The 19,720-nt window shown below is 41.9% G+C and carries 18 protein-coding genes and 1 rRNA gene; 12 read left to right on the top strand and 7 right to left on the bottom strand.

Annotated features, from left to right (window positions below):
* Positions 1 to 127: 127 nt before the first annotated feature.
* From L2D08_RS18005 to L2D08_RS17995, 3 genes are read left to right on the top strand one after another with little or no spacing between them, the layout of a single operon-like run.
* Positions 128 to 2,032: a beta-glucoside-specific PTS transporter subunit IIABC gene (locus L2D08_RS18005; RefSeq protein WP_242235846.1), complete on the top strand. Its 1,905-nt coding sequence runs from the start codon at positions 128 to 130 to the stop codon at positions 2,030 to 2,032.
* Positions 2,033 to 2,044: 12 nt separating this feature from the next.
* Positions 2,045 to 3,508: a 6-phospho-beta-glucosidase BglA gene (gene bglA / locus L2D08_RS18000; RefSeq protein ID WP_242235844.1), complete on the top strand. Its 1,464-nt coding sequence runs from the start codon at positions 2,045 to 2,047 to the stop codon at positions 3,506 to 3,508.
* 22 nt (positions 3,509 to 3,530) lie between these two features.
* Complete coding sequence (locus L2D08_RS17995) at positions 3,531 to 3,785, top strand: SemiSWEET transporter (protein ID WP_242235842.1); 255 nt, start codon at positions 3,531 to 3,533, stop codon at positions 3,783 to 3,785.
* An 84-nt stretch (positions 3,786 to 3,869) separates the two neighbouring features.
* On the opposite strand, the gene L2D08_RS17990 is transcribed toward L2D08_RS17995, so the two are convergent.
* Positions 3,870 to 5,084: an MFS transporter gene (locus L2D08_RS17990; RefSeq protein ID WP_242235841.1), complete on the bottom strand. Its 1,215-nt coding sequence runs from the start codon at positions 5,082 to 5,084 to the stop codon at positions 3,870 to 3,872.
* Positions 5,085 to 5,406: 322 nt separating this feature from the next.
* Here L2D08_RS17990 and L2D08_RS17985 point away from each other — a divergent pair, with 322 nt between their 5' ends.
* Positions 5,407 to 5,649: a glutaredoxin family protein gene (locus L2D08_RS17985; RefSeq protein WP_242235839.1), complete on the top strand. Its 243-nt coding sequence runs from the start codon at positions 5,407 to 5,409 to the stop codon at positions 5,647 to 5,649.
* 72 nt (positions 5,650 to 5,721) lie between these two features.
* Here L2D08_RS17985 and L2D08_RS17980 read toward each other — a convergent pair whose 3' ends face one another.
* Together L2D08_RS17980 and L2D08_RS17975 are read right to left on the bottom strand one after the other, a co-directional pair.
* Positions 5,722 to 6,624 carry an SDR family NAD(P)-dependent oxidoreductase gene (locus L2D08_RS17980; RefSeq protein ID WP_242235837.1) on the bottom strand — a complete coding sequence of 301 codons (903 nt, stop codon included), beginning with the start codon at positions 6,622 to 6,624 and terminating at the stop codon, positions 5,722 to 5,724.
* A gap of 143 nt (positions 6,625 to 6,767) precedes the next feature.
* Positions 6,768 to 7,643, bottom strand: coding sequence for a YitT family protein (locus L2D08_RS17975; protein ID WP_242235835.1), 876 nt, complete (start codon positions 7,641 to 7,643; stop codon positions 6,768 to 6,770).
* A 327-nt stretch (positions 7,644 to 7,970) separates the two neighbouring features.
* Here L2D08_RS17975 and L2D08_RS17970 point away from each other — a divergent pair, with 327 nt between their 5' ends.
* Together L2D08_RS17970 and yyaC are read left to right on the top strand one after the other, a co-directional pair.
* Complete coding sequence (locus L2D08_RS17970; protein ID WP_242235833.1) at positions 7,971 to 8,492, top strand: YcxB family protein; 522 nt, start codon at positions 7,971 to 7,973, stop codon at positions 8,490 to 8,492.
* Between the two features lie 269 nt (positions 8,493 to 8,761).
* Entirely contained in the window at positions 8,762 to 9,349 is a 588-nt protein-coding gene (gene yyaC, locus L2D08_RS17965) for a spore protease YyaC (RefSeq protein WP_242235831.1), read from the top strand.
* Between the two features lie 20 nt (positions 9,350 to 9,369).
* Here the strand turns inward: yyaC and L2D08_RS17960 are convergent, their stop codons facing one another.
* Entirely contained in the window at positions 9,370 to 10,686 is a 1,317-nt protein-coding gene (locus L2D08_RS17960; protein ID WP_242235944.1) for a CitMHS family transporter, read from the bottom strand.
* Between the two features lie 173 nt (positions 10,687 to 10,859).
* Positions 10,860 to 11,723: a LysR family transcriptional regulator gene (locus tag L2D08_RS17955; RefSeq protein WP_242235829.1), complete on the bottom strand. Its 864-nt coding sequence runs from the start codon at positions 11,721 to 11,723 to the stop codon at positions 10,860 to 10,862.
* A 124-nt stretch (positions 11,724 to 11,847) separates the two neighbouring features.
* Between L2D08_RS17955 and L2D08_RS17950 the strand changes: the two genes are divergently transcribed.
* From L2D08_RS17950 to L2D08_RS17940, 3 genes are all read left to right on the top strand, one after another.
* Entirely contained in the window at positions 11,848 to 12,975 is a 1,128-nt protein-coding gene (locus L2D08_RS17950) for a 2-methylaconitate cis-trans isomerase PrpF family protein (protein ID WP_242235827.1), read from the top strand.
* A 91-nt stretch (positions 12,976 to 13,066) separates the two neighbouring features.
* Positions 13,067 to 13,216, top strand: coding sequence for a hypothetical protein (locus L2D08_RS17945; protein WP_242235825.1), 150 nt, complete (start codon positions 13,067 to 13,069; stop codon positions 13,214 to 13,216).
* A 110-nt stretch (positions 13,217 to 13,326) separates the two neighbouring features.
* A complete protein-coding gene (locus tag L2D08_RS17940; RefSeq protein ID WP_242235823.1) occupies positions 13,327 to 13,575 on the top strand; it encodes an HPr family phosphocarrier protein in 249 nt (82 codons plus the stop codon).
* 106 nt (positions 13,576 to 13,681) lie between these two features.
* Here L2D08_RS17940 and L2D08_RS17935 read toward each other — a convergent pair whose 3' ends face one another.
* Both L2D08_RS17935 and L2D08_RS17930 read right to left on the bottom strand, forming a co-directional pair.
* Positions 13,682 to 14,881 (bottom strand): MFS transporter, encoded by a 1,200-nt coding sequence (locus tag L2D08_RS17935; RefSeq protein WP_242235821.1) that lies wholly within the window; start codon positions 14,879 to 14,881, stop codon positions 13,682 to 13,684.
* Positions 14,882 to 15,246: 365 nt separating this feature from the next.
* Positions 15,247 to 15,933 carry a DUF421 domain-containing protein gene (locus tag L2D08_RS17930; protein WP_242235820.1) on the bottom strand — a complete coding sequence of 229 codons (687 nt, stop codon included), beginning with the start codon at positions 15,931 to 15,933 and terminating at the stop codon, positions 15,247 to 15,249.
* Positions 15,934 to 16,324: 391 nt separating this feature from the next.
* Between L2D08_RS17930 and L2D08_RS17925 the strand changes: the two genes are divergently transcribed.
* From L2D08_RS17925 to L2D08_RS17915, 3 genes are all read left to right on the top strand, one after another.
* Positions 16,325 to 17,266 carry a magnesium transporter CorA family protein gene (locus L2D08_RS17925; RefSeq protein WP_242235818.1) on the top strand — a complete coding sequence of 314 codons (942 nt, stop codon included), beginning with the start codon at positions 16,325 to 16,327 and terminating at the stop codon, positions 17,264 to 17,266.
* A 345-nt stretch (positions 17,267 to 17,611) separates the two neighbouring features.
* Positions 17,612 to 18,976, top strand: coding sequence for an MATE family efflux transporter (locus L2D08_RS17920; RefSeq protein ID WP_242235817.1), 1,365 nt, complete (start codon positions 17,612 to 17,614; stop codon positions 18,974 to 18,976).
* A 681-nt stretch (positions 18,977 to 19,657) separates the two neighbouring features.
* Positions 19,658 to 19,720 (top strand): 16S ribosomal RNA (locus L2D08_RS17915); the annotation flags it as partial.

The raw sequence follows: 19,720 nt of genomic DNA, 5'->3' as shown, positions 1-19,720 counted from the left end.
TCATGAACGACCATCCTTTTAAATTATTTATAAATAAAATTTTTATCTGGGTATTGAAAAATTAGACCGGTACAATTATAATGAAAGCGTATTAACAAAACAAAACGCAATTAAAGGAGGGTTTCAAATGTCCGGAAAAGTGAGAGATTATTCTCAGCTTGCAAGAGATATTTTAGAAGCAGTTGGCGGAGAAGAAAATGTCCTTGGAGCGACACGCTGTGCGACACGGCTAAGACTAGTGCTGAAGCGGTCAAATCCAAAAGCAAAAGATAAAGTAGCATCCATGCCAGGCGTGATCACCGTAGTAGAAAACGGCGGCCAGTTTCAAGTTGTCATTGGCCAGCACGTAGGGGAAGTGTACGAGAAGTTTGCAGGGCTGGTAAACCTGCAAGCAAGTGATGTACAAACTGAAAACAAAGGAACGGTTGTAAACCGTATTATTGCAACAATGTCAGCCGTATTTGCACCGTTTATCTACATTTTGGCTGCAGCGGGTATTTTGCAGGGTGCGCTCATCATCATTAATTTATTGTTTCCCGGCTTTGCTGAAACAGGGACTTATCAAGTATTTAGTTTTATTTCATGGGCACCGTTTACGTTCCTGCCGATTTTTATCGCAATTACAGCAGCGAATCATTTTAAAACCAATTTGTATATCGCAGTTGCCTGCTGTGCGGCATTAGTAAGTCCAACATGGGCAGAAATCGCAGCTCAAATTACAGAAGGAAACAGCATGAATTTCTTAGGGCTTGCGCTGTCTCCAACGACGTATACATCGTCTGTATTGCCGCCGCTATTTTTAGTATGGATTTTGTCTTACCTTGAAAGATTTTTAAACAAGAATATTAACGAAGTTGTTAGACCATTACTTGTTCCATTCTTATCCTTGGTCATTATGGTTCCGCTCACAATTCTTTTAATCGGCCCTGTTACAACAGCGGGTGCGACTGGAATTGCAAACGGATACAACTTCTTAGCTGAAAATGCACCGGCTGTAGCAGGAGCCATCATCGGCGGATTCTGGCAAGTGATCGTAATCTTCGGCGTTCACTGGGGCATTACGCCAATGGTACTGGCAAACTATGATTTATACGGACGCGATTCATTCCAGGCGTACCAAACGATCGCCGTTATTGCACAAGTCGGTGCAGTACTGGGTGTGATCTTAAAAGCAAAAAGCCAGGAAACACGCAAAGTCAGTGTGTCAGCTGGTGTAACAGGACTATTTGGTATTACAGAGCCAGCCATTTACGGGGTAACATTACGATTTAAAAAGCCATTTATTTTCGGATGCATTTCCGGTGCAATCGGTGCGGTTGCCGCAAGTTTCTTTAATCCATATTACTTTGCTTATGCAGGACTTCCAGGACCGCTCACGATTGTAAACGGAATTAATCCAGAGTACCCAATGTCTATCTGGGGGATTTTACTGGGTGTTGCGATTGCGATCGTACTTCCTATCATATTGATTCAAATCTTTGGTTACGGTGAAGATACAGCCAAAAAAGCAGACAATGAACTTGCAGCAGAAGAGGGACAAAAAGAGGTTTCAGCGCTATCAACTAATCCTGATAACAATGAAGAAGCAATATACGCTCCATTTAACGGCAAAGTGATCCCGCTTTCTGAAGTGCCGGATGAAGTATTTAGTTCAGGTGCTATGGGTCAGGGGCTGGCGATTGAGCCGACAGACAACAAGCTGCATGCTCCATTTGATGGAACGGTCGTGATGGTGGCACCAACAAAGCATGCAATCGGCCTTCGTTCAGAATCAGGAGTTGAATTGCTTGTCCACATTGGCCTTGATACGGTTAACTTAAATGGAGAGCCGTTTGAATTGAAAGTGGCCGATGGCGACAAATTCAAGAAAGGCGATATGCTGATCCAATTTGATAAAAACTTCGTTCACAGCAAAGGGCTGACAACGATCACACCAATCATCATTACAAACTCAAGTGCTTATCAAGAAGTAATCGTTGAAAACATCCAAACAAGTACATTAAGTGACAGACTGTTTACGGTCGTAAAATAAGGAGGAAAAACAATGACAAACATGCCAAAAGACTTTTTATGGGGCGGCGCACTAGCCGCCCACCAATTTGAAGGCGGATGGAATCAAGGCGGAAAAGGGCCAAGTGTCGTAGACGTAATGACAGCAGGCGCGCATGGAGTGCCAAGAAAAATTACCGACACGATTGAAGAAAACGAGTTTTACCCAAACCATGAAGCAATTGATTTCTACAACCGCTACAAAGAAGATGTTGCCCTGTTTGCGGAGATGGGATTGAAATGCCTGCGCACATCAATCGGCTGGAGCCGCATTTTCCCAAAAGGAGATGAAGCGGAACCAAATGAAGAAGGTCTGCAATTTTATGATGATCTATTTGATGAGCTTCTAAAGCATGGCATTGAACCGGTGATTACCCTGTCTCACTTTGAAATGCCGCTTCATCTGGCACGGGAATACGGCGGATTCAGAAACCGAAAAGTGGTTGAGTTCTTTGCCAAGTTTGCTGAAGTATGCTTTAAGCGTTATAAAAACAAAGTGAAATACTGGATGACGTTTAACGAAATCAACAACAAAATGGATGTCCGCAATCCGTTGTTCTTATGGACAAACTCTGGCGTGATGGTTAAAGAAGGCGAAAATGCAAAAGAAGTCATGTATCAGGCTGGGCATCATGAGCTGGTTGCCAGTGCACTAGCAGTCGCAAAAGGGAAAGAAATTAACCCAGAGTTCCAAATCGGCGCGATGGTGTCTCACGTACCGATTTATCCTTACTCATCTAATCCGGAAGATGTGATGCTGGCGGAAGAAGAAATGAGACAGCGTTATTTCTTTGCGGATGTACAAGTGCGCGGCTACTACCCAAGCTATGCGCTAAAAGAATTTGAAAGAGAAGGCTATAACATTCCGTTTGAAGACGGAGATGAAGAAATCTTGCGCAAGGGTAAAGTCGATTACTTAGGTTTCAGCTATTATATGTCGACAACAGTTAAAAGCGATGTAGAACAAGACAATACAGGAGATATCGTAAACGGCGGGCTACCGAATGGCGTAGAAAATCCTTACATCAAATCAAGTGACTGGGGCTGGGCCATTGATCCAACGGGACTGCGCTACACATTGAACCGTTTCTATGACCGTTATCAAGTTCCGCTCTTTATCGTCGAAAATGGATTTGGTGCGATTGATACAGTAGAAGAAGATGGATCTATTCATGACACACAAAGAATCGATTACTTGAAATCACATATCGAAGCATTGGAAAAAGCAGTGACATACGATGGCGTTGACTTGATGGGCTACACACCATGGGGAATTATCGATATTGTGTCTTTCACAACAGGTGAAATGAAGAAGCGCTACGGCATGATTTATGTGGATCGTGACAACGAAGGAAACGGTTCAATGAAGCGTCTCAAGAAAGATTCATTTGAATGGTACAAAAATGTCATTGCGACAAACGGCAAACAGTTAGAGCCTGTAAGCCAGGTGAAAAAATAATGGCCCGGAAAAGAGAGGAACGATGAGTCTTTTCACAATCATTGGTATTTTAGGCGCCAGCCTGACCACTTTATCCTTTTTGCCTCAAACGATTAAAACACTCAAAGAAAAAAATACAGAAGGCATTTCCCTGCTGATGTACAGTATGTTTGCAGCAGGACTGGCTCTTTGGGTAGTATACGGGATTTTCACGAACGATCTGCCAGTTATACTGGCCAATTCCATTACCTTATTTTTCGCCTTAATTATTCTGGTACTGAAAGTAAAGTATAATTAAAAAAGAAAAGCTGGACTTTTGTCCAGCTTTTCTTTTTGTTTTCAGCAGCTTATTCTTCACTTTGAGCCCGCTGAGGGGAACGTTTCAAGACATCTCATGGATTTCTTTTACGCGTTTATCACTCGGAAGTAGCCACGTTAACAGGCCGAGCAGCGGTAAAAAACTGCAAAACAGCATCACAAACTGAAGGCTGTATACATCGGCTAACTTGCCAAAAATCACTGCACCGATGGCTCCCATACCAAAAGCGAGGCCTACAATTAATCCTGAAACAAGGCCTATCTTACCCGGAAGCAGTTCCTGTGCATACACAACGGTCACACTAAAGCTTGATTGAATGATAAAACCGGCCAAAATAAGCAGCGGCGCAGTTAATACAAGAGAAGCATGGGGCAGGAATAGAGTGAACGGCACGGCGCCGAGCATAGAAAAAAGCAAAATATTTCGTTTTCCGAAACGATCGGCTAACGGACCTCCGAAAAACGTGCCAAATACGCCCATTATCATAAATAAAAATACATACAGCTGCGCACTTTTGATCGATAAATCAAATTTTTCGATAGCGTAAAATTGAAAATAGTTTAAAATGCCAGCACTATACCACGAGCGGGCGAACACTAGAAAGATCAAAAGGCTTATAGCAAATATAATTTCTTTGTTTATGGCAAGGTCAGACGCTTGCTTTTTGTTAACATGCTTTCGGACAGCTGCTTCTCCTTTGTACCACTTGGATACACCATATAAAATCAAAACACCAAGACCCGCCAACAGAACGAACCAAATCGTCCCAAACTGGCCAAGCCCAATAAAAATAAACGCGGTAAAAAGGGGTGCCATCGATTGGCCGGTATTGCCGCCTACTTGGTAAATAGATTGGGCCAGCCCTCTCTTTGCTCCTGCAGCCATGTACGCTACACGGGAGCCCTCCGGGTGAAAAATAGCCGATCCAAATCCAATAAACAGCACCGAAGCCAGCACGAAATAAAAGTTTGGCGCCACGGCCAAACCGACCATGCCGATCATACTTAAGCACATCGAGATAGGCAGCAGGAAGGGAGACGGCCGTTTATCTGCCACGACGCCAAATACGGGCTGCATAAGGGATGAAGTCATATTCAGTGCAAAAGCGATCCAGCCGATCTGTGTATAGTTTAGATTCATCGACTTTTCAAGAATCGGGAACAGTGCCGGTACAACCGACTGCATACAGTCATTTAAAAAATGCCCTAAACTGATGGCAAACAAAATACGGTACATGGTGACGGGCTGTACTTGCTGCGGTTTTGCCGCTGTGTGCATATATAATCTTTCCTTTCATACAAGAATGGCTTCGGAAACAATTAATGATTAAATTTCGGCTGGCCTTTTAGCATAATCATTGTTCTTCTAGCAAACTTGGAAAAGCACCTCTAAATTTTACCATAGAGAAACATGGGTAAGTAGGAGTATTATAAATTCTCTGGTTTTTGTGGTTAGTGACATGTTTGTCAGGCTGAATAGATATAGAATCAGCAATATATGATAAAATAACAGCAACAAGAAAAATTTAGCGAAGATAGAGGGATAGAGAGAAAATGAAAAAACAAGCAAGTATGAATGGACCAGAGGAAGCAGCCGGACTATGATGAAACAAGTAATTGTCTACTCAATGGATGACTGTGTGGAGTGCGAATTTGTAAAACGGGTGCTGACTGAAGAAAAAGTACCGTTTGAAGTAAGGGACGTACGGGCAAGTGAGAAGTACCAGCAGGAAGTAGAGGAATTCGGCTTTTTAGGCGTGCCGGTGACCGTATGGGAAAACCGCGCTATCAAAGGTTTTACGCCGGAATTGCAGGAAATTATCGATCGTGCCAAAAATGGTTAACAAATAGATGGAAATACAAAGGTCCGCCTGTGTGAAGCAGGCGGACCCTTGTATTGAAGTTTGGAAAATCTTTTACTGCTCTTTCTTCATCCGCTCTCGAAGGCCGGCTGAAACGCCAGTGCCGCTTTCCATCGGTTCATGCAGAGAACCTGGGCTTGGAGGAGCAGGGGGAGCGTCTTGAATCACGTTATTTAAATACTTGGCATTCAAGGTTTCGGTCAATCCCGGCATCAAGTTGCTCGAAATCGAGGATCCTTTTGTTTTTACACCTACTTCGACGCTTTCCTGCGGGTTATCCAATAAGTCTAAAATGGCACTTACTACATTTTCTGCATCGTCCATCGGTTTCATTTGCGCCTTATGGCCAGTGTAATTTCCAGCATGATCAAACCAAGGCGTATCGGTCGCCCAGGGATGGACCACACATACATGAATGTCCTTAAAGTTTTCAAGCTTCATTTCTTGATAAAGCCCGGCGCTCAGCCCGGCTACTGCATATTTCGTCGCTGTATAGGCGGTGTAGTACGGAAAAGCGATTTTACTGGCTACGGAGCCAAGGTTAATAAGTGTACCTGACTTTTGCTTTTTAAATTGGCGCAGGGCATAATGGCTGCCATACATAGTGCCGAGTATATTTGTTTGAACAATCTGCTGCAGATCCTTGGTTGGAAGTTCCGTATAAGGGCCAATTAATCCGACGCCGGCCATGTTCATCCACACGTCAATACGGCCAAATTTCTCCATAGCCGTATCAAACAGTTTCTTTACATCTTCTTCTTTTCCAATATCCATCCTAACAGCGGCTGTATTTGGGCCGAATTCTTCCGCAAGTTCTTCAAGCAGCTGCGTACGGCGGGCACCCAGTACAAGGTTTGCTCCCTCGGAAGCAAGCCGGCGTGCGGTGCCTTTTCCAAGTCCGCTCGAAGCGCCGGCTATGACAACCGTTAATCCATCGCGAGATTTCTTATCTGCCATATTCCGTTCCTCCCTATGTGTTCAAACTCCATAGTTTCCGTTACCCGTTTAGTATTCAAACTAACATAACGATCAACCACGTTTTTGCCAAACCCTGTTTTATTCAAACAGAAGAGAGGAGGGAAGGAGGCGTGCGCAGGTAATTAGATGGCGTTGGAAGAAACAAGCTTCTTAGGAGGAGAAACCGGCTGGGTGAATCCTTCACCGAATACTTCCGTCGCCTCACATAAAATAATAAAGGCATGCGAATCAATATCTTGAACCAGAGCTCTTAATGTCGCGATTTTTGACGGAGCCAGCACCGTCACCATCACGATTCTTTCGTTATTCGTGTAGCCGCCTGAACCAGAAAGCTTCGTTAATCCCCGATCCAATTCGGTTAAGATAGATTCGCTGATCTGCTTTTCAAATTCCACTGAAGAAATAATATATGCCACTTTAGAGTTTTTCTGCTGAACCCGCAACGCATAATCCATCGTTAACCGGGTGACAAATGCGCCGACTAATGCGTACAATGCTTTTTCCGGAGAAAAAACGATTCCTCCTGCAATCATAACCGCTGCATCCATCACCATAATGGATGTGCTATGTTTGATTGCTTTTTTCTTATGCAGAATTTGCGCAATCAGGGTAAACCCGCCCGTGTTTCCTTCTGCCCGGAACACGACGGCCAAGCCAAGCCCTACCCCTAAACCGCCATAAATTGCCGCAAGTAGAGGATCATGTGTAAGCGGAGGGATTTCTTTTGTAACATAAACGAAAAAAGGAATTAAAAGAGAACCAATAATATTTTTTAAAATGGTATGAAGGCCTAAAAAGCAGCTGCCGCCAATCAGCAGCACCAGTGTGGCTGCCCAGAGAATGATAGCTGAAGAAATATGAAATACATCACCTAAAACAAGAGATGCACCGGTTAATCCGCCAGAAGCAATCTGATTCGGACTTTGCAGTAAGTTAAAACATAGGGCAATGATAAAGGTGCCTAATACTAAAAATGAATATTGCTTAACTTGGTACAACGTAATTCGTCTCCTTTCACTTCGGTCATTATAGAGACAAATTCATTTTCATGCAATGAACTGCATAACCGCTTTGCTGTTTTGATCCTTTCAAGCTTTATCGCGTTAAATAAGTAACATATTGAGACTAGCCATCAAATATACAAAGCGGTTACGAATAGGTCTATCACAATCTACTTAAAAGATTTTAGGAAAGCGGGCTTGACCGTGTTAAAATATATCGGTCATTGTTTATGCGATAATGATAGAGGAAAGATGAGCTAAACAATATTTTATTTAACATACTAAGTATAGCTTTCTAACAGAGATGGTAAAAAGGGGACAAAAATGGAACTGACATACGATTTAACAAAAGAGGATTACCTGGCTTTCCAGCTGCATGCTGCCAAGCAATCGGAAACGGTAAAACGTGCTTTAATAATGCAGCGTCTGATGGGGCCTGTTCTTTTTTTACTGTTTGCGCTGGTTGTTTCCTGGGTGACAGAAGAATGGCTGTCAGGGCTTTTTATTACGTTTGCAGTGGCTTCGGTCTTATGGGTTATTTTGTATCCTAAGTTCTTTTACGGGCATATAAAGAGAAATGTAAGTAAAATGTTAAATGAGAGCAGAAATGATAACATGTTTGGACTGCATACGCTTGTAATGGATAGAAAAGGTTTTACCGAGAAAAACCGTGCAGGCGAGAAAAAAACAAACTGGTCTGGTATTGAGCGAGTGGAGGAGAATGAAGCGTATTTTTTTCTTTTTATCAGCATAATGGAGGCATATATAGTTCCAAAACGAGTTTTTGAAAATGAGGATAGACAAGAAGAATTTAAGACATTAGTGAAAAGCGTGAATTTTATTTAAGCAAGAAGGGAGCTTTTATAAAAGCTCTTTTTTGTTCCTTGTTTAAACTTTTTAGCGAAGTCCAAAGAGTGTCAAATATATCTATTCATGTTTGTTTTCATCATTGTAAATGTATATGTGTATACTTATATACAAAAATATATGTATACATATATTTTTGTATATGAAGAGGAGAATATAATGTTTTTGTTTTTAAATGCATTGCGCGCCTGGTTTGAAGGTGCCTTTGGATCCGAAGCGTTCTATAATGAAGACAAAGGGGGAAGACGATGGGATTTTTCGGCGGCCAAAAGAACAAAGAGGTAAAGCAAAAAGTGCTATGTTCTGTTTATGATAATACACGAATCACAGACCAGGAGATTGAAACAATGTCCCATGTCCTAAATGATCTTCTCCGGCAGCCATTGAATGAAGGCAGGGAAATTATTTTCTTGTGTGTTGGATCAGATCGGTCGATTGGCGACGCGCTGGGACCTTTAGTAGGAACGATGTTAAAAGAAAATACTTCTTACTGTATTTACGGTACACTCGAAGAACCGGTTCATGCGTTTAATTTAGAAAGTACATTAAAAGCCGTAAAAAGGCGGTTTGGGCAGCCGTTTATCATTAGTATCGATGCGGGGCTCGGAGAAAAAGAGCAGGTAGGGGCGGTTTTGTTGAAGGAAGGGCCTCTTCTGCCGGGCCAGGCATTGAAAAAAGTGCTGCCGGCAGTAGGAGATTATCATTTAACCGGTGTTGTGAATTACCTCGATCCGCTGCCAGCCGCGCAATTTTTAAACGATACCCGCCTGCATACGGTGATGAAGCTGGCCAAAACAATCGTACGTGTTATTACACACAATGAGGGCTGCTCTTGATGAGCAGCCCTCATTGTTTATTAAAAAATAGAAATTGCTCCGGTCAGCACCGCGACTACAATGACGAAAAGGGAACAAAGAATGGACCATTTAATGGCATACCGCTGAAATTCTCCAAGGTCTGTTTTCACCATGCCAACTAGCAGAAGGGTAGAAGCTACAAGCGGGCTTAAAAAATGAACCGGCTGGCCAAGAACGGAAGCCCGCGCTACTTCAACAGGATCGATTCCGTAAGCGGATGCGGCTTCTGCTAAAATGGGGAGCACACCGAAATAGTAAGCATCATTTGAAAGTACAAATGTAAATGGCATGCTGGTTAACGCCACAACAAGCGGGAAGAAAGATCCTAAAGATTCAGGAATAATGGCTACAAGTGAATTGGCAATGGCATCGACCATTTTGGTTCCTTCAAAAATACCAGTGAAGATGCCTGCAGCAAACACAAGCGTTACTACCGTTAAAGCATTTCCGGCATGTGCCAGCATCCGTTCTTTCTGTTGTTCTAAATTCGGGTAATTGATCATGGAAGCAAGCACAAAACCAATTAAGAACAGTACGGGCACCGGAAGAAGCCCCATCACTAAGATCACCATAACCGAAAGAACCAGCAGCAGGTTTACCCACACTAATTTCGGGCGCTTAATATCTTCCTGCAAAGCATAGGCTGCTGCTGCTTCGGAAAGAGAAGCCTGATTCTGCGCAGCAAGATCAATTTCAATAACCCCAATGCGTTCACGTTCCTTTTTACCTAGAAGAAAAGCAATGCCGATCACACAAGCCATACCGCCAAACATCGTTGGAAGAAGTGGAATGAAAAAGTCGCCTGCATCAAGACCTAACGAGGTAATGGCTCTTGTGGCAGGACCGCCCCATGGTGTCATGCCGCTCATAATGCTTAAAGAAAGCAGGGAAATCGTCGCCAGCACAAGCGGCTTCATCCCTAAACGTTTATAAAGCGGAAACATAGCTGAGATGGTAATCATATGAGTCGTTGTCCCATCTCCATCCAGTGCAACCGTCAGTGCTAACACTGCGGTTCCAATTGCGATTTTAACCGGATCCCCTTTTACAATCTTCAGCATTTTCTGAATAAGAGGATCAAACAAACCCGCATCAATTAAAACACCGAAAAACAGGATAGCGAATAGGAGCAGGGCGGCTGAAGGTGCAACCGTTTTCAATCCCTCCATCATCATGTCCCCAAGTTTGGAACCGAACCCGCCGATCACCGCAAAGAGGATAGGCACAATGGTAAGAGCCGCAACCGGAGTTAAACGTTTAGCCATAATTAAATACGTGAACACAACCACCATGGATATACCGAGTAATGTAAGAATAAAAATCCCTCCTCATAAAGTAATCGCTTACAAGTTAAAAGGCCGTATAGGATATGCTCTGTATTCAGCGTAATACAAAGAAAGAGATAAAGGAAATACATTATTTTTTAAATTTTTAATAAAAATTATTTATAATCTAAAACGCAGGAGGTGTTCCTGCGCTTTGAATATGATTATATATTTTCCTTTTTGTTCAAAAAATCGATAAAGGTTTTGACGGTAGAAAGCCGCAGCGCATCCTGGCTGTACATAAGCCAGGTATTTCTCAGGACAGGCTCTCCGTTTTTAAAAGACAATCCATATGTATGAAGGTTGTCTGAAGGCTGAAGACAGATTTCTGGCAGGATCGATACGCCAAGCCCCTGCTTGACCATTTCTTTGCAGGTTTCCTGCCGGTCGTTTTCCATCGTTACTCTCGGCGGATCCGGAAAGCGGTCATGCCACCAGTCATTCATTAAGTTTTTCAGGGAACTGTCCGTTTTATAATTGATAAACGGAAGTTCAGGCAGGTCTTCCAAATCAACGTCTTCTTTTGAAATTAAACAAAGCCTCTCTTTATGGAGCAGTGTTTTAATGCCGTACCACTCATAGTTTCCGCGTAAAATGCCCAGCTGCACACTGGAGGAATTTAAAAGGTGCATAATGTCCGTGCTCCATCCCGTGTTTACACTGAACTGAACATTTGGATACTGGGCGGAGAATTTTTTTAAAATCTTCGGCAGTTTATACTGGGCAAAATTGCTGGAAACGCCAAGGCGAAGGGTACCTCTTACTTCATTTTGCATATTCAGCATGTAATCCTTTGTTTTTTGCAGTTTTTTGATCATTTCTTCTGCATAATCGGCCAAATAAATGCCTTCGGATGTAAATTCAATGCCGCTTTTTATTTTAAAAAACAAGCTTGTGCCAAATTCTTTTTCTAGATTTTTTAAACGATAAGTGAGAGCCGGCTGTGAAATGTATAAACGTTCAGCAGCCCGGCTGAAATTTTTCTCTTCATATAATACCCGAAGAGCCACCCAGTCTTTTTCATCCATTCCCGTCCGCCTCCATTTTTAGTTATAAATTTTTTTTTGTTTTTACTGAAAAAATTATGTATTTCATTTATCAGTATCTTTATCATACTATACACTTATCGAATGTGAAAAGGTGGTAACGACGATGAAAGTACCTGTAGTGATCATGAGAGGCGGTACAAGCAAGGGGGTTTTTCTGAATCATCAGCACATGCCGACAAACCCGGCGCTTTGGGAAGAATTCCTGCTTGATGTGATGGGAAGCCCGGACCAGCGCCAGATTGATGGATTAGGCGGCGCTAACTCTTTAACAAGCAAAGCGGCCATTATTAAAAAATCTGACTCTCCTAAATTTGATGTGGAGTATACATTTGCGCAGGTCAGCATTGATCATCAAATGGTGGATTTCAAAGGGAACTGTGGGAATATTTCATCGGCTGTTGGGCCGTATGCGATTGAGCAGGGGATGGTTCCGATAAAAGAACCGGTCACAACCGTACGGATTTACAATACAAACACGAAAAAGTTAATCATTGCAGAAGTGGAAGTGGAAAACGGACAGGTAAAAGCGGAAGGGGATTGTTCTATTCCAGGTGTTCCGGGTACGGGTGCACCTATTTACTTGTCGTTTACGCAGGCAGAAGGCGCTGTGACTGGAAAACTATTTCCAACAGGTAATCCGATTGATATGATCAAAACGAGAGACCGGCTTATCCCAATTTCTATTGTGGATGTAGCCAATCCGCTTGTTTTTGTCCAGGCACAAGACATTGGCCTTAAAGGTACAGAATTACCGGCTGATTATACAGCGGACCAATTAAAAGAATTGGAAGAAATTCGTTCTATTGCAGCTGAAATGTGTGGATTTGCGGATCGTAAAGAAGCGACTTTAAAGTCGCCAGCTGTTCCGAAAATGACGATCGTGGCAGCACCAGCTGATTTTACGGACCGTACAGGGGTGCATAGAAACTCAGCGGATATGGATATTATCATTAGAATGATGTCTATGCAGAAACCACATCAGGCACTGGCCATTACGGGTGCCATTTGTACAACAGCTGCTGCCTTCCTTGAAGACACTATTCTGTCAGACTTGATAAATATTAAACAGGAAGTGTTCCGGCTGGCTCATCCAGCAGGGATTATGGAAACGAAAGTAGATTTTGTTGCCGGGCATATCAGTGCCATCAAAGTAGTCCGCACGGCAAGAACAATTTTAGAAGGCAATGTGTTTACAAAAAAGAATTATGCACTTTCCCACCAGCTGGCGTAACCTTCGTTTAAAGCCTTTATAAGTGATAAAAAACAGTAAGCAGGAGGAAAGCTGGTTAATTTTTAACTAAATATTCAGGAGGAATACGTCGATGTGGGTGATCACGCTTTATTCTAAAGAAGCAATTAAAATGTTTGAATTTGATACAGAAGAAGAGGCAGTAGAAGCTTGTGAAAACATGGCCGGCCATGCAGTTTTATCACATGTGATTTATTACAATGATCCATGCTTTGCATCGTAAAACGGGAAGCATTCTGGAGTTATAAGGGGCATCTGTGACTTAGAAAGAGTTTGAGTGGACCAGCGACTAGCTGCATACTTGATTAAATAAAGACAGGAGCATTCGTGCATATGAACCTAGATAAATCATTGGCAAAAGCAGTGGTTGAGATTAATCAAACTGCCAATGCATTTCGGTCGAGTATTGTGATTTGTACAGATGATAAGCATATAGATGCCAAAAGTATCCTTGGCCTAACTTACAGTGTGCTGAATTCTAAAACTTTTAAGCTGGAAATACATGGACCGGACGAAGAAAAAGCCAAAATAGCCATGGTGCGTGTATTTATGAGAAATGGCCTGCCTGCTGAAACTTTATAGGAGAGTACGCGATACAAAGAAAAAAGGTACTTTCTTCAAAAATAAAAAAGCAAAAAACAACCATCCGAGTCTCCTGCTGGAAAATGCGGATGGTTGTTTTGCATGATCAAGATTCTACTGGCTGCCTGCTGGGCATATAAAGAGATTTATCCTCTACTTTGTGCGTTATGATCGCGATCACTGTGCCGAATAAGATCATTCCGGCCGCAATCAGTGTAATCCACGTATAGCTTAGGCCGCTGTTTAAGAAAATCGTCCCAAGTGTGGCACCAATGCAGTTGGCCAGGTTAAACACAGAGGCCGCAATAGTTCCTGATAAGGAAGGGGCTTCCCGTCCGGCGATAATGATTTTTGAATTTAAAAGCGGTGTTGTGCCGAACGTTCCGGCGCCAAACAAAAAGCACATAGCGAAAGCAAGCACGTAATACGGAATCAGGAATGTGAACAGCGCTAAAACAGCCGCTAAAATTACGAGCGCTAAAATAAGCCGCTCTGTTAAATGGACTGCTGGAATTCTGCCGGAAACAAAGTTGCCGGTTACGGCACCTAATCCAAAGAAAAAGAACCCAATCGTAATGCTGCTGACCCCAAATCCAGATAGTTCCCTTAGCATTGGTTCCAGGAACGTGTAGGCCGTAAACACACCAGAAAAGCCAAATACAATAATAGCAAGCACAAGCAGTACATTTTTGTTTTTAAAAATTTTCAGCTCTTCCTTCAGTTTAGGCACGACCACATGCTTCTGGTTCGGTGTGGTGAGCATAATGCCAAGCAGCGACACTACACCAAGCAGTGTAATAAACCAGAAGACATAGCGCCATTCAAAAATGCCGCCGATATATGAGCCAGCCGGAACACCAAGCATAATCGCAATGGTCAGGCCGCCCTGTACCGCCGCAATCGCACTCGGCTGTTTTTCCGGTTCGGAAATGTAAAAAGCCACCGACATGCACAGCCCGAAAAACGGTGCGTGCATCGAGGCGGATAAAAGCCGGGAGGCAAGCAGTACCTCAAACGTTGGGGCAGTAGCCGCAATGATATTACTGATTACAAAGATGGCCATCATGCCTATCAATAAAGGCTTTGGGGTCATTTTAATCGTGATGATTCTAACAAGAGGCCCAAAGATGGCAACGCTGATCGCATACACACTTAACAGCAGCCCGGTCGTGGCTACTTCTACGTGTAAATCCTTTGCAAATTGGGTGAGCAGTCCGGTCACTACATATTCCGTCATGCCGATCGCAAATGTGCCAATCATAAAAACCAGTAAAACCACCGTTCTAGAATGCTGTAAACGGGTCATCGATTCACCCTTTCTTTTAGCTTAAAAAACTATACTAAATCATTTTAAAAAAAGCTTCTACACAATTTGCATAAAGGAGCAAAAAGAGGTGCCTTTTAAGAAAAATTGATAATGGAAGTCAAATTCTTATCGAGCAGAACGCCTTCCAGCAGCAGTTTTTATTCAATTAAATATATTTCTTTATTTCTCCGTATAGAGGGAAAAGCCGGAACAAAGAAAAAGCGGCTGTCTAGAAACAGACAGCAGCTTGTTTTAATCCTGTTAAGCCATCGACTGACACTTGCCAGGCGTGAAGGAAAAAGTCTTAAAAGCAAACGTTGATAACTTCTAAACATGTGTTAAAAAAGTGTATTGTTTATCCAGCGTTATTTAGAGCGGGAATAGGTTTGAATATAAAAGCCATTTGTTTCTGACCATTCTCCGTAAAAGATATCTTTAATTCTGTCATAGTTTTCTTTCTTTAATTCACGAAGAAGCCATTCTTTTGTTTTACCAATCGATTGAAGTTCTTTCACTTTAATTTCTCCTTCTTCAATCACTAATGTAGAAGGAGCATCGTCTTCAGGGATAAGGCCAAGTATATCGGGAGTGACACTGTCGGATTTTGTATGTAGTTTTACACTGATGTCTCCGCCGGGCTCGAGATAAAGGTCACGTACTTCCCGTAATGTGAAAACGCCTTGTTTTCGAAGCATGGTTCGCAGCTGTTCTAAATCTAAGTGATTCTTTTTAAGCTGTTTGTGATCCAGCTTGCCATTGCGGATAATAAGAGAAGGCTTCCCTTTGAGCATTTCTTTCACGCCATCTTTTTTCTGCCCCAATACTTCGATAGCATAGATTGATACTCCCCATACAGCAACCGCAAAAAGAATCTGCCAGATGGATACCTGCTGATCATAAATACCCTCTTCTAAAATGCCGCCAAGGACAAGGGCATATACAAAATCAAGAGGTGTCACCTGAGACATCTCTTTTTTTCCAAGGAGCCGTGTTACGACAATTAAGCCAATCAGCCCGATTACGATTTTAAGGGCTATTTCTGCATAGATCATCTTATCACCTCACCCTTTTTTTCTTACTCTCCCGTTTAGCAGGCAATTAAACCTCTAATTGCCAAAAAATTATTGGTGGATGGTTTAATCTTTAAAAATTTTGTTTAGTCAAAAGGAAAAGAATGATTCATAAAACCTCGTTTTTTGACAAAGGAGTAAGGGTATTTTTAAAGATACGAGGGAAAAACCAAATAAGAATGGCATTCTTTACTTTAAAGGCTTCTTACGGACTTGCAATATTTCTGCCGCGTAACGTTCAGCTTTTAAACGATTAAGCTGGTTTAACAAGTCAGGAAAATTTTATATAAAAGGTGACAGTCATCAGCATGAAAGCGAGGGGGCAAAAGAAATAAAACGAACAGGAATTTTTCTCTAGGGGGTACAAATTAAAATGAAACACATATTTCATTCTTCACAATGGCAATGGTACGAATTAAATCTGAATGATGGAAATATAGAAGAAAAGGTTCCTAATACGGATACTATATGTAAAGAGTGGTTGAAAAATCTCTCGAAAGATCAAACAAACGCCATCGATATGGATACGGGCACAGAAGGCAAAGAAGCTTTCTGGGGATCTCTCGTATATGTGCAGAGCGCCAAGGAAGAAGAAGATAAATCGGTTTTTCATTTTTATTTAACGAGGGAACAGCTGATCACGGTTGATATTGATTTTCTTAAGCTGGATCATGTGAACGTTAAAGCAATGAGGGAAAAAATGCATGAAGCTCAAAATCCCATTGAAGGGTTTCTTGTTTTGGTCAGCCATATTACTTCTCACTTTTTAAAGAAAATAGATGCTTTTGAATTAGAGCTTCATGATTTATTTTGGAAAATAAAAAAGCGGAATAATATCAAAATACTGGACCAGGTTGCCCGTGCGGATCAAGAGCTGCTCATCTGGAAAAATCTCATTGTTCCGGCCATGGAAATCCGCATGGCTTTAAAAGAAGCGTTTGGAGAAGAAGTGACAGGAGGGAAACAATATAAACTGGCCAAAAACCGGCTTGAACGGGCCATGTTTCTTGTAAGAGCGTACGAAGAAGAAATTGATTCCCTGCTTGATTTTGAAAGCCTTGTTTCTGCCCACCGAGGTAACGAAATTACGAAAACACTGACCGTTATCACGACCTTATTTGCTCCAGCCACAGTACTTGGAGCGGTGTGGGGGATGAACTTTAAACATATGCCCGAGCTGGAATGGAAGCTGGGCTACCTGTTTGCAGGCGGCTTAATGGTCATCAGTACGCTGGCAATCTATTGTTACTTAAGAAGAAAGGGATGGATGGGCGACATTTTAAGTACGAAAAGCAAAAAATCCTTTTTCCAATAATGGCTTCTCTTAATAGAAAGTATAAAACCTTCTCATCGTTCGAATATGCTTCTCTTCAGGTGAAAAACTAACCAAGATTCAGCTTGCAGGCACGATCCTTATTAAGAGGACAAAGTCTGCAAGCTTTTTGTATAATAGAGTTGGACCATTCTTGTAAAAATTTGTGTGCTGCCTAATAACTGAATTCCTATTTTCCTATTTTCCTGATTTCTAATGACTAAAGCTTTTTTTGAAATCGCTTTAAATATAAAAAGCAGTGCAAAATTGAGAAACGGAAGTAAGCGGCAATCATGTTGCTAGATACTCATTGAAATTATCAAATGTTTGAACAGGAGAGCTGCTTTCATGAATTATAAAAAAATATTGGTCCTTGCCCTTCCCTCGATTGCTTCTTTCGCGGCCATGACCGCGACCGGCACGATCAATTTAATTATGGTTGGAAACCTGGGTGCTTTAGCCATTGCGATTGTTGGTGTCTCTAATATCATTATGTACAATGTATGGGCATTGTTTTCCGGGATTGGCCATACTGTAAATTATCTTGTAGCCCAGCACTATGGATCCAATAACATGAAGCGAGGCGTAAACCAGACAGCAATTGCTCTTTATTTATGTGTGATCGCCAACATACTCGTTATTCTCACTGGTTTGTTTGCCTCGGAAGCCATTTTATCCTTAATGGGTTCTTCAAAAGATCTGATCAGAGAAGGAACCGGCTATTTGACGGTCCGTTTTTTGGCGATGACCGCAACAGTGTTTACTTTTGTACTGCATGGCTTTTTCCGGGGAATTGGTGATACAAGAACCCCCATGGTTACATCCCTCATCGGGAACGGAGTCATGGTGTTTTTTACGTACGCGCTGACTTATGGAAATGCAGGATTTCCTGAAATAGGCTTGATCGGGGCTGCCTGGGCTGTATTAATCGGAGAATGTACAATTTTTCTTTTTTCTGCCTACGTTTATTTTATTATCCTGCATAAACGCTATCGTACACGCTCAAAAGCGAGGGTGGACCGTACGGATTGTACGTTAATTGCTTCAGAAAGCGGAAAATTAGGGGCAGAAGAATTTTCAAAAAGTATGGCGATGTTTATTTTTACGATTTTTGTGACACAGCTGGGCACGAATGCGCTGGCATCTAATGAAGTAGCTTTAAGTGTCATGAGTTTTGGATTCATGCCGGCTTTTGCTTTTGGTACGACGGCCACCATTTTAGTCGGCCAGGATATTGGCCGCGGAAACCCATTAGCGGCAAGAAGGATGGGGACAGAAACGGCTATTATTGGCAGTATATTTATTTTCATTCTGGGTCTTCTTGAATTTATATTTGCGGATTCCATTATTGGGATGTATACAAACGACCCGGATGTACATGGGCTTGCTGTGCAGTTAATTCAAATTTCTGCTTTCCTCCAACTGTTTGATGCGTGGTTTAACTTTTACGCAGGCGGCCTGCGGGGTATCGGCGACACCACATTTTTGCTGAAAATTTCACTCGTCTTGTCCTGGCTGTTTTTTGTGCCGCTGACATATATATGTACGAACCTTCTTCACTGGGGAAGCATCGGTGCCTGGCTTGCGCTTTATGGATTTACTACAGTTATTGGCATTGCTGTTTTGATCCGCTTTTACCGGGTGGACTGGCTGGCCGTTGAAATGAAGTCAGGACACATGCATGGGCATTCAGCGGGCCATGCAAAAGAATAATGAAGAAAAAGGTTTTTTATCACGCATGAAAATTGTAATGTAAATGAGCAAAGTTGTTTGGAATATCATCAATCATAAAAAGATGTGAGGCGCTGCTTCTTCTTAAAGAAGAAATAGTGCCTTTTCAGTTTATGTACAATGAAAGAAATGCATCATCTTTATTACAATTCCTGTCCATCATTTTTAAGAACTGCATACTGAATTAGAATGCCACCAATCCGCAAGCTTATCCTGGATGCTTATAGGTGCAAAAATGAAATTCAGGAAGTAAAAACAACGAAAAAATCGTTGATGTAAACAAAATGGTATGGTATATTTTTAAGCTTCGCTGACAAAGTGGTAAAGCAAAAGAAAGATAATTTCTATTTTAAGATAATTATTTTCAAGGGATGGTATTGACTTTTTGTTTGGATGTTGTTACATTTTTCACTTCTATTGTAAGAGAATCCAGCGAAAAAAGATAAGTTTACCTAGTTAAATGATGATTTATTGAGATAATATTCTCGATAAAAGTTTTTTGACTTAAAACATTCTGTATGATATGATTATTTAGCTGTCGGAAATGACAGCAAAGAGAATTGATCTTTGAAAACTGAACAAAATAAACGTCAACGTTTTAAGAATTAAACTTCTATAGAAGATGCCCGTCATCTTTATAGAAACAAACGAGCAAGTCAAATTTTTTTGGAGAGTTTGATCCTGGCTCAGGACGAACGCTGGCGGCGTGCCTAATACATGCAAGTC

It is taken from the genome of Domibacillus sp. PGB-M46, from assembly GCF_022668875.1.
GTDB lineage: Bacteria > Bacillota > Bacilli > Bacillales > Domibacillaceae > Domibacillus.
Note: the sequence above shows the minus strand (reverse complement) of the source record. Positions and strands in the feature narration are given on the sequence as shown.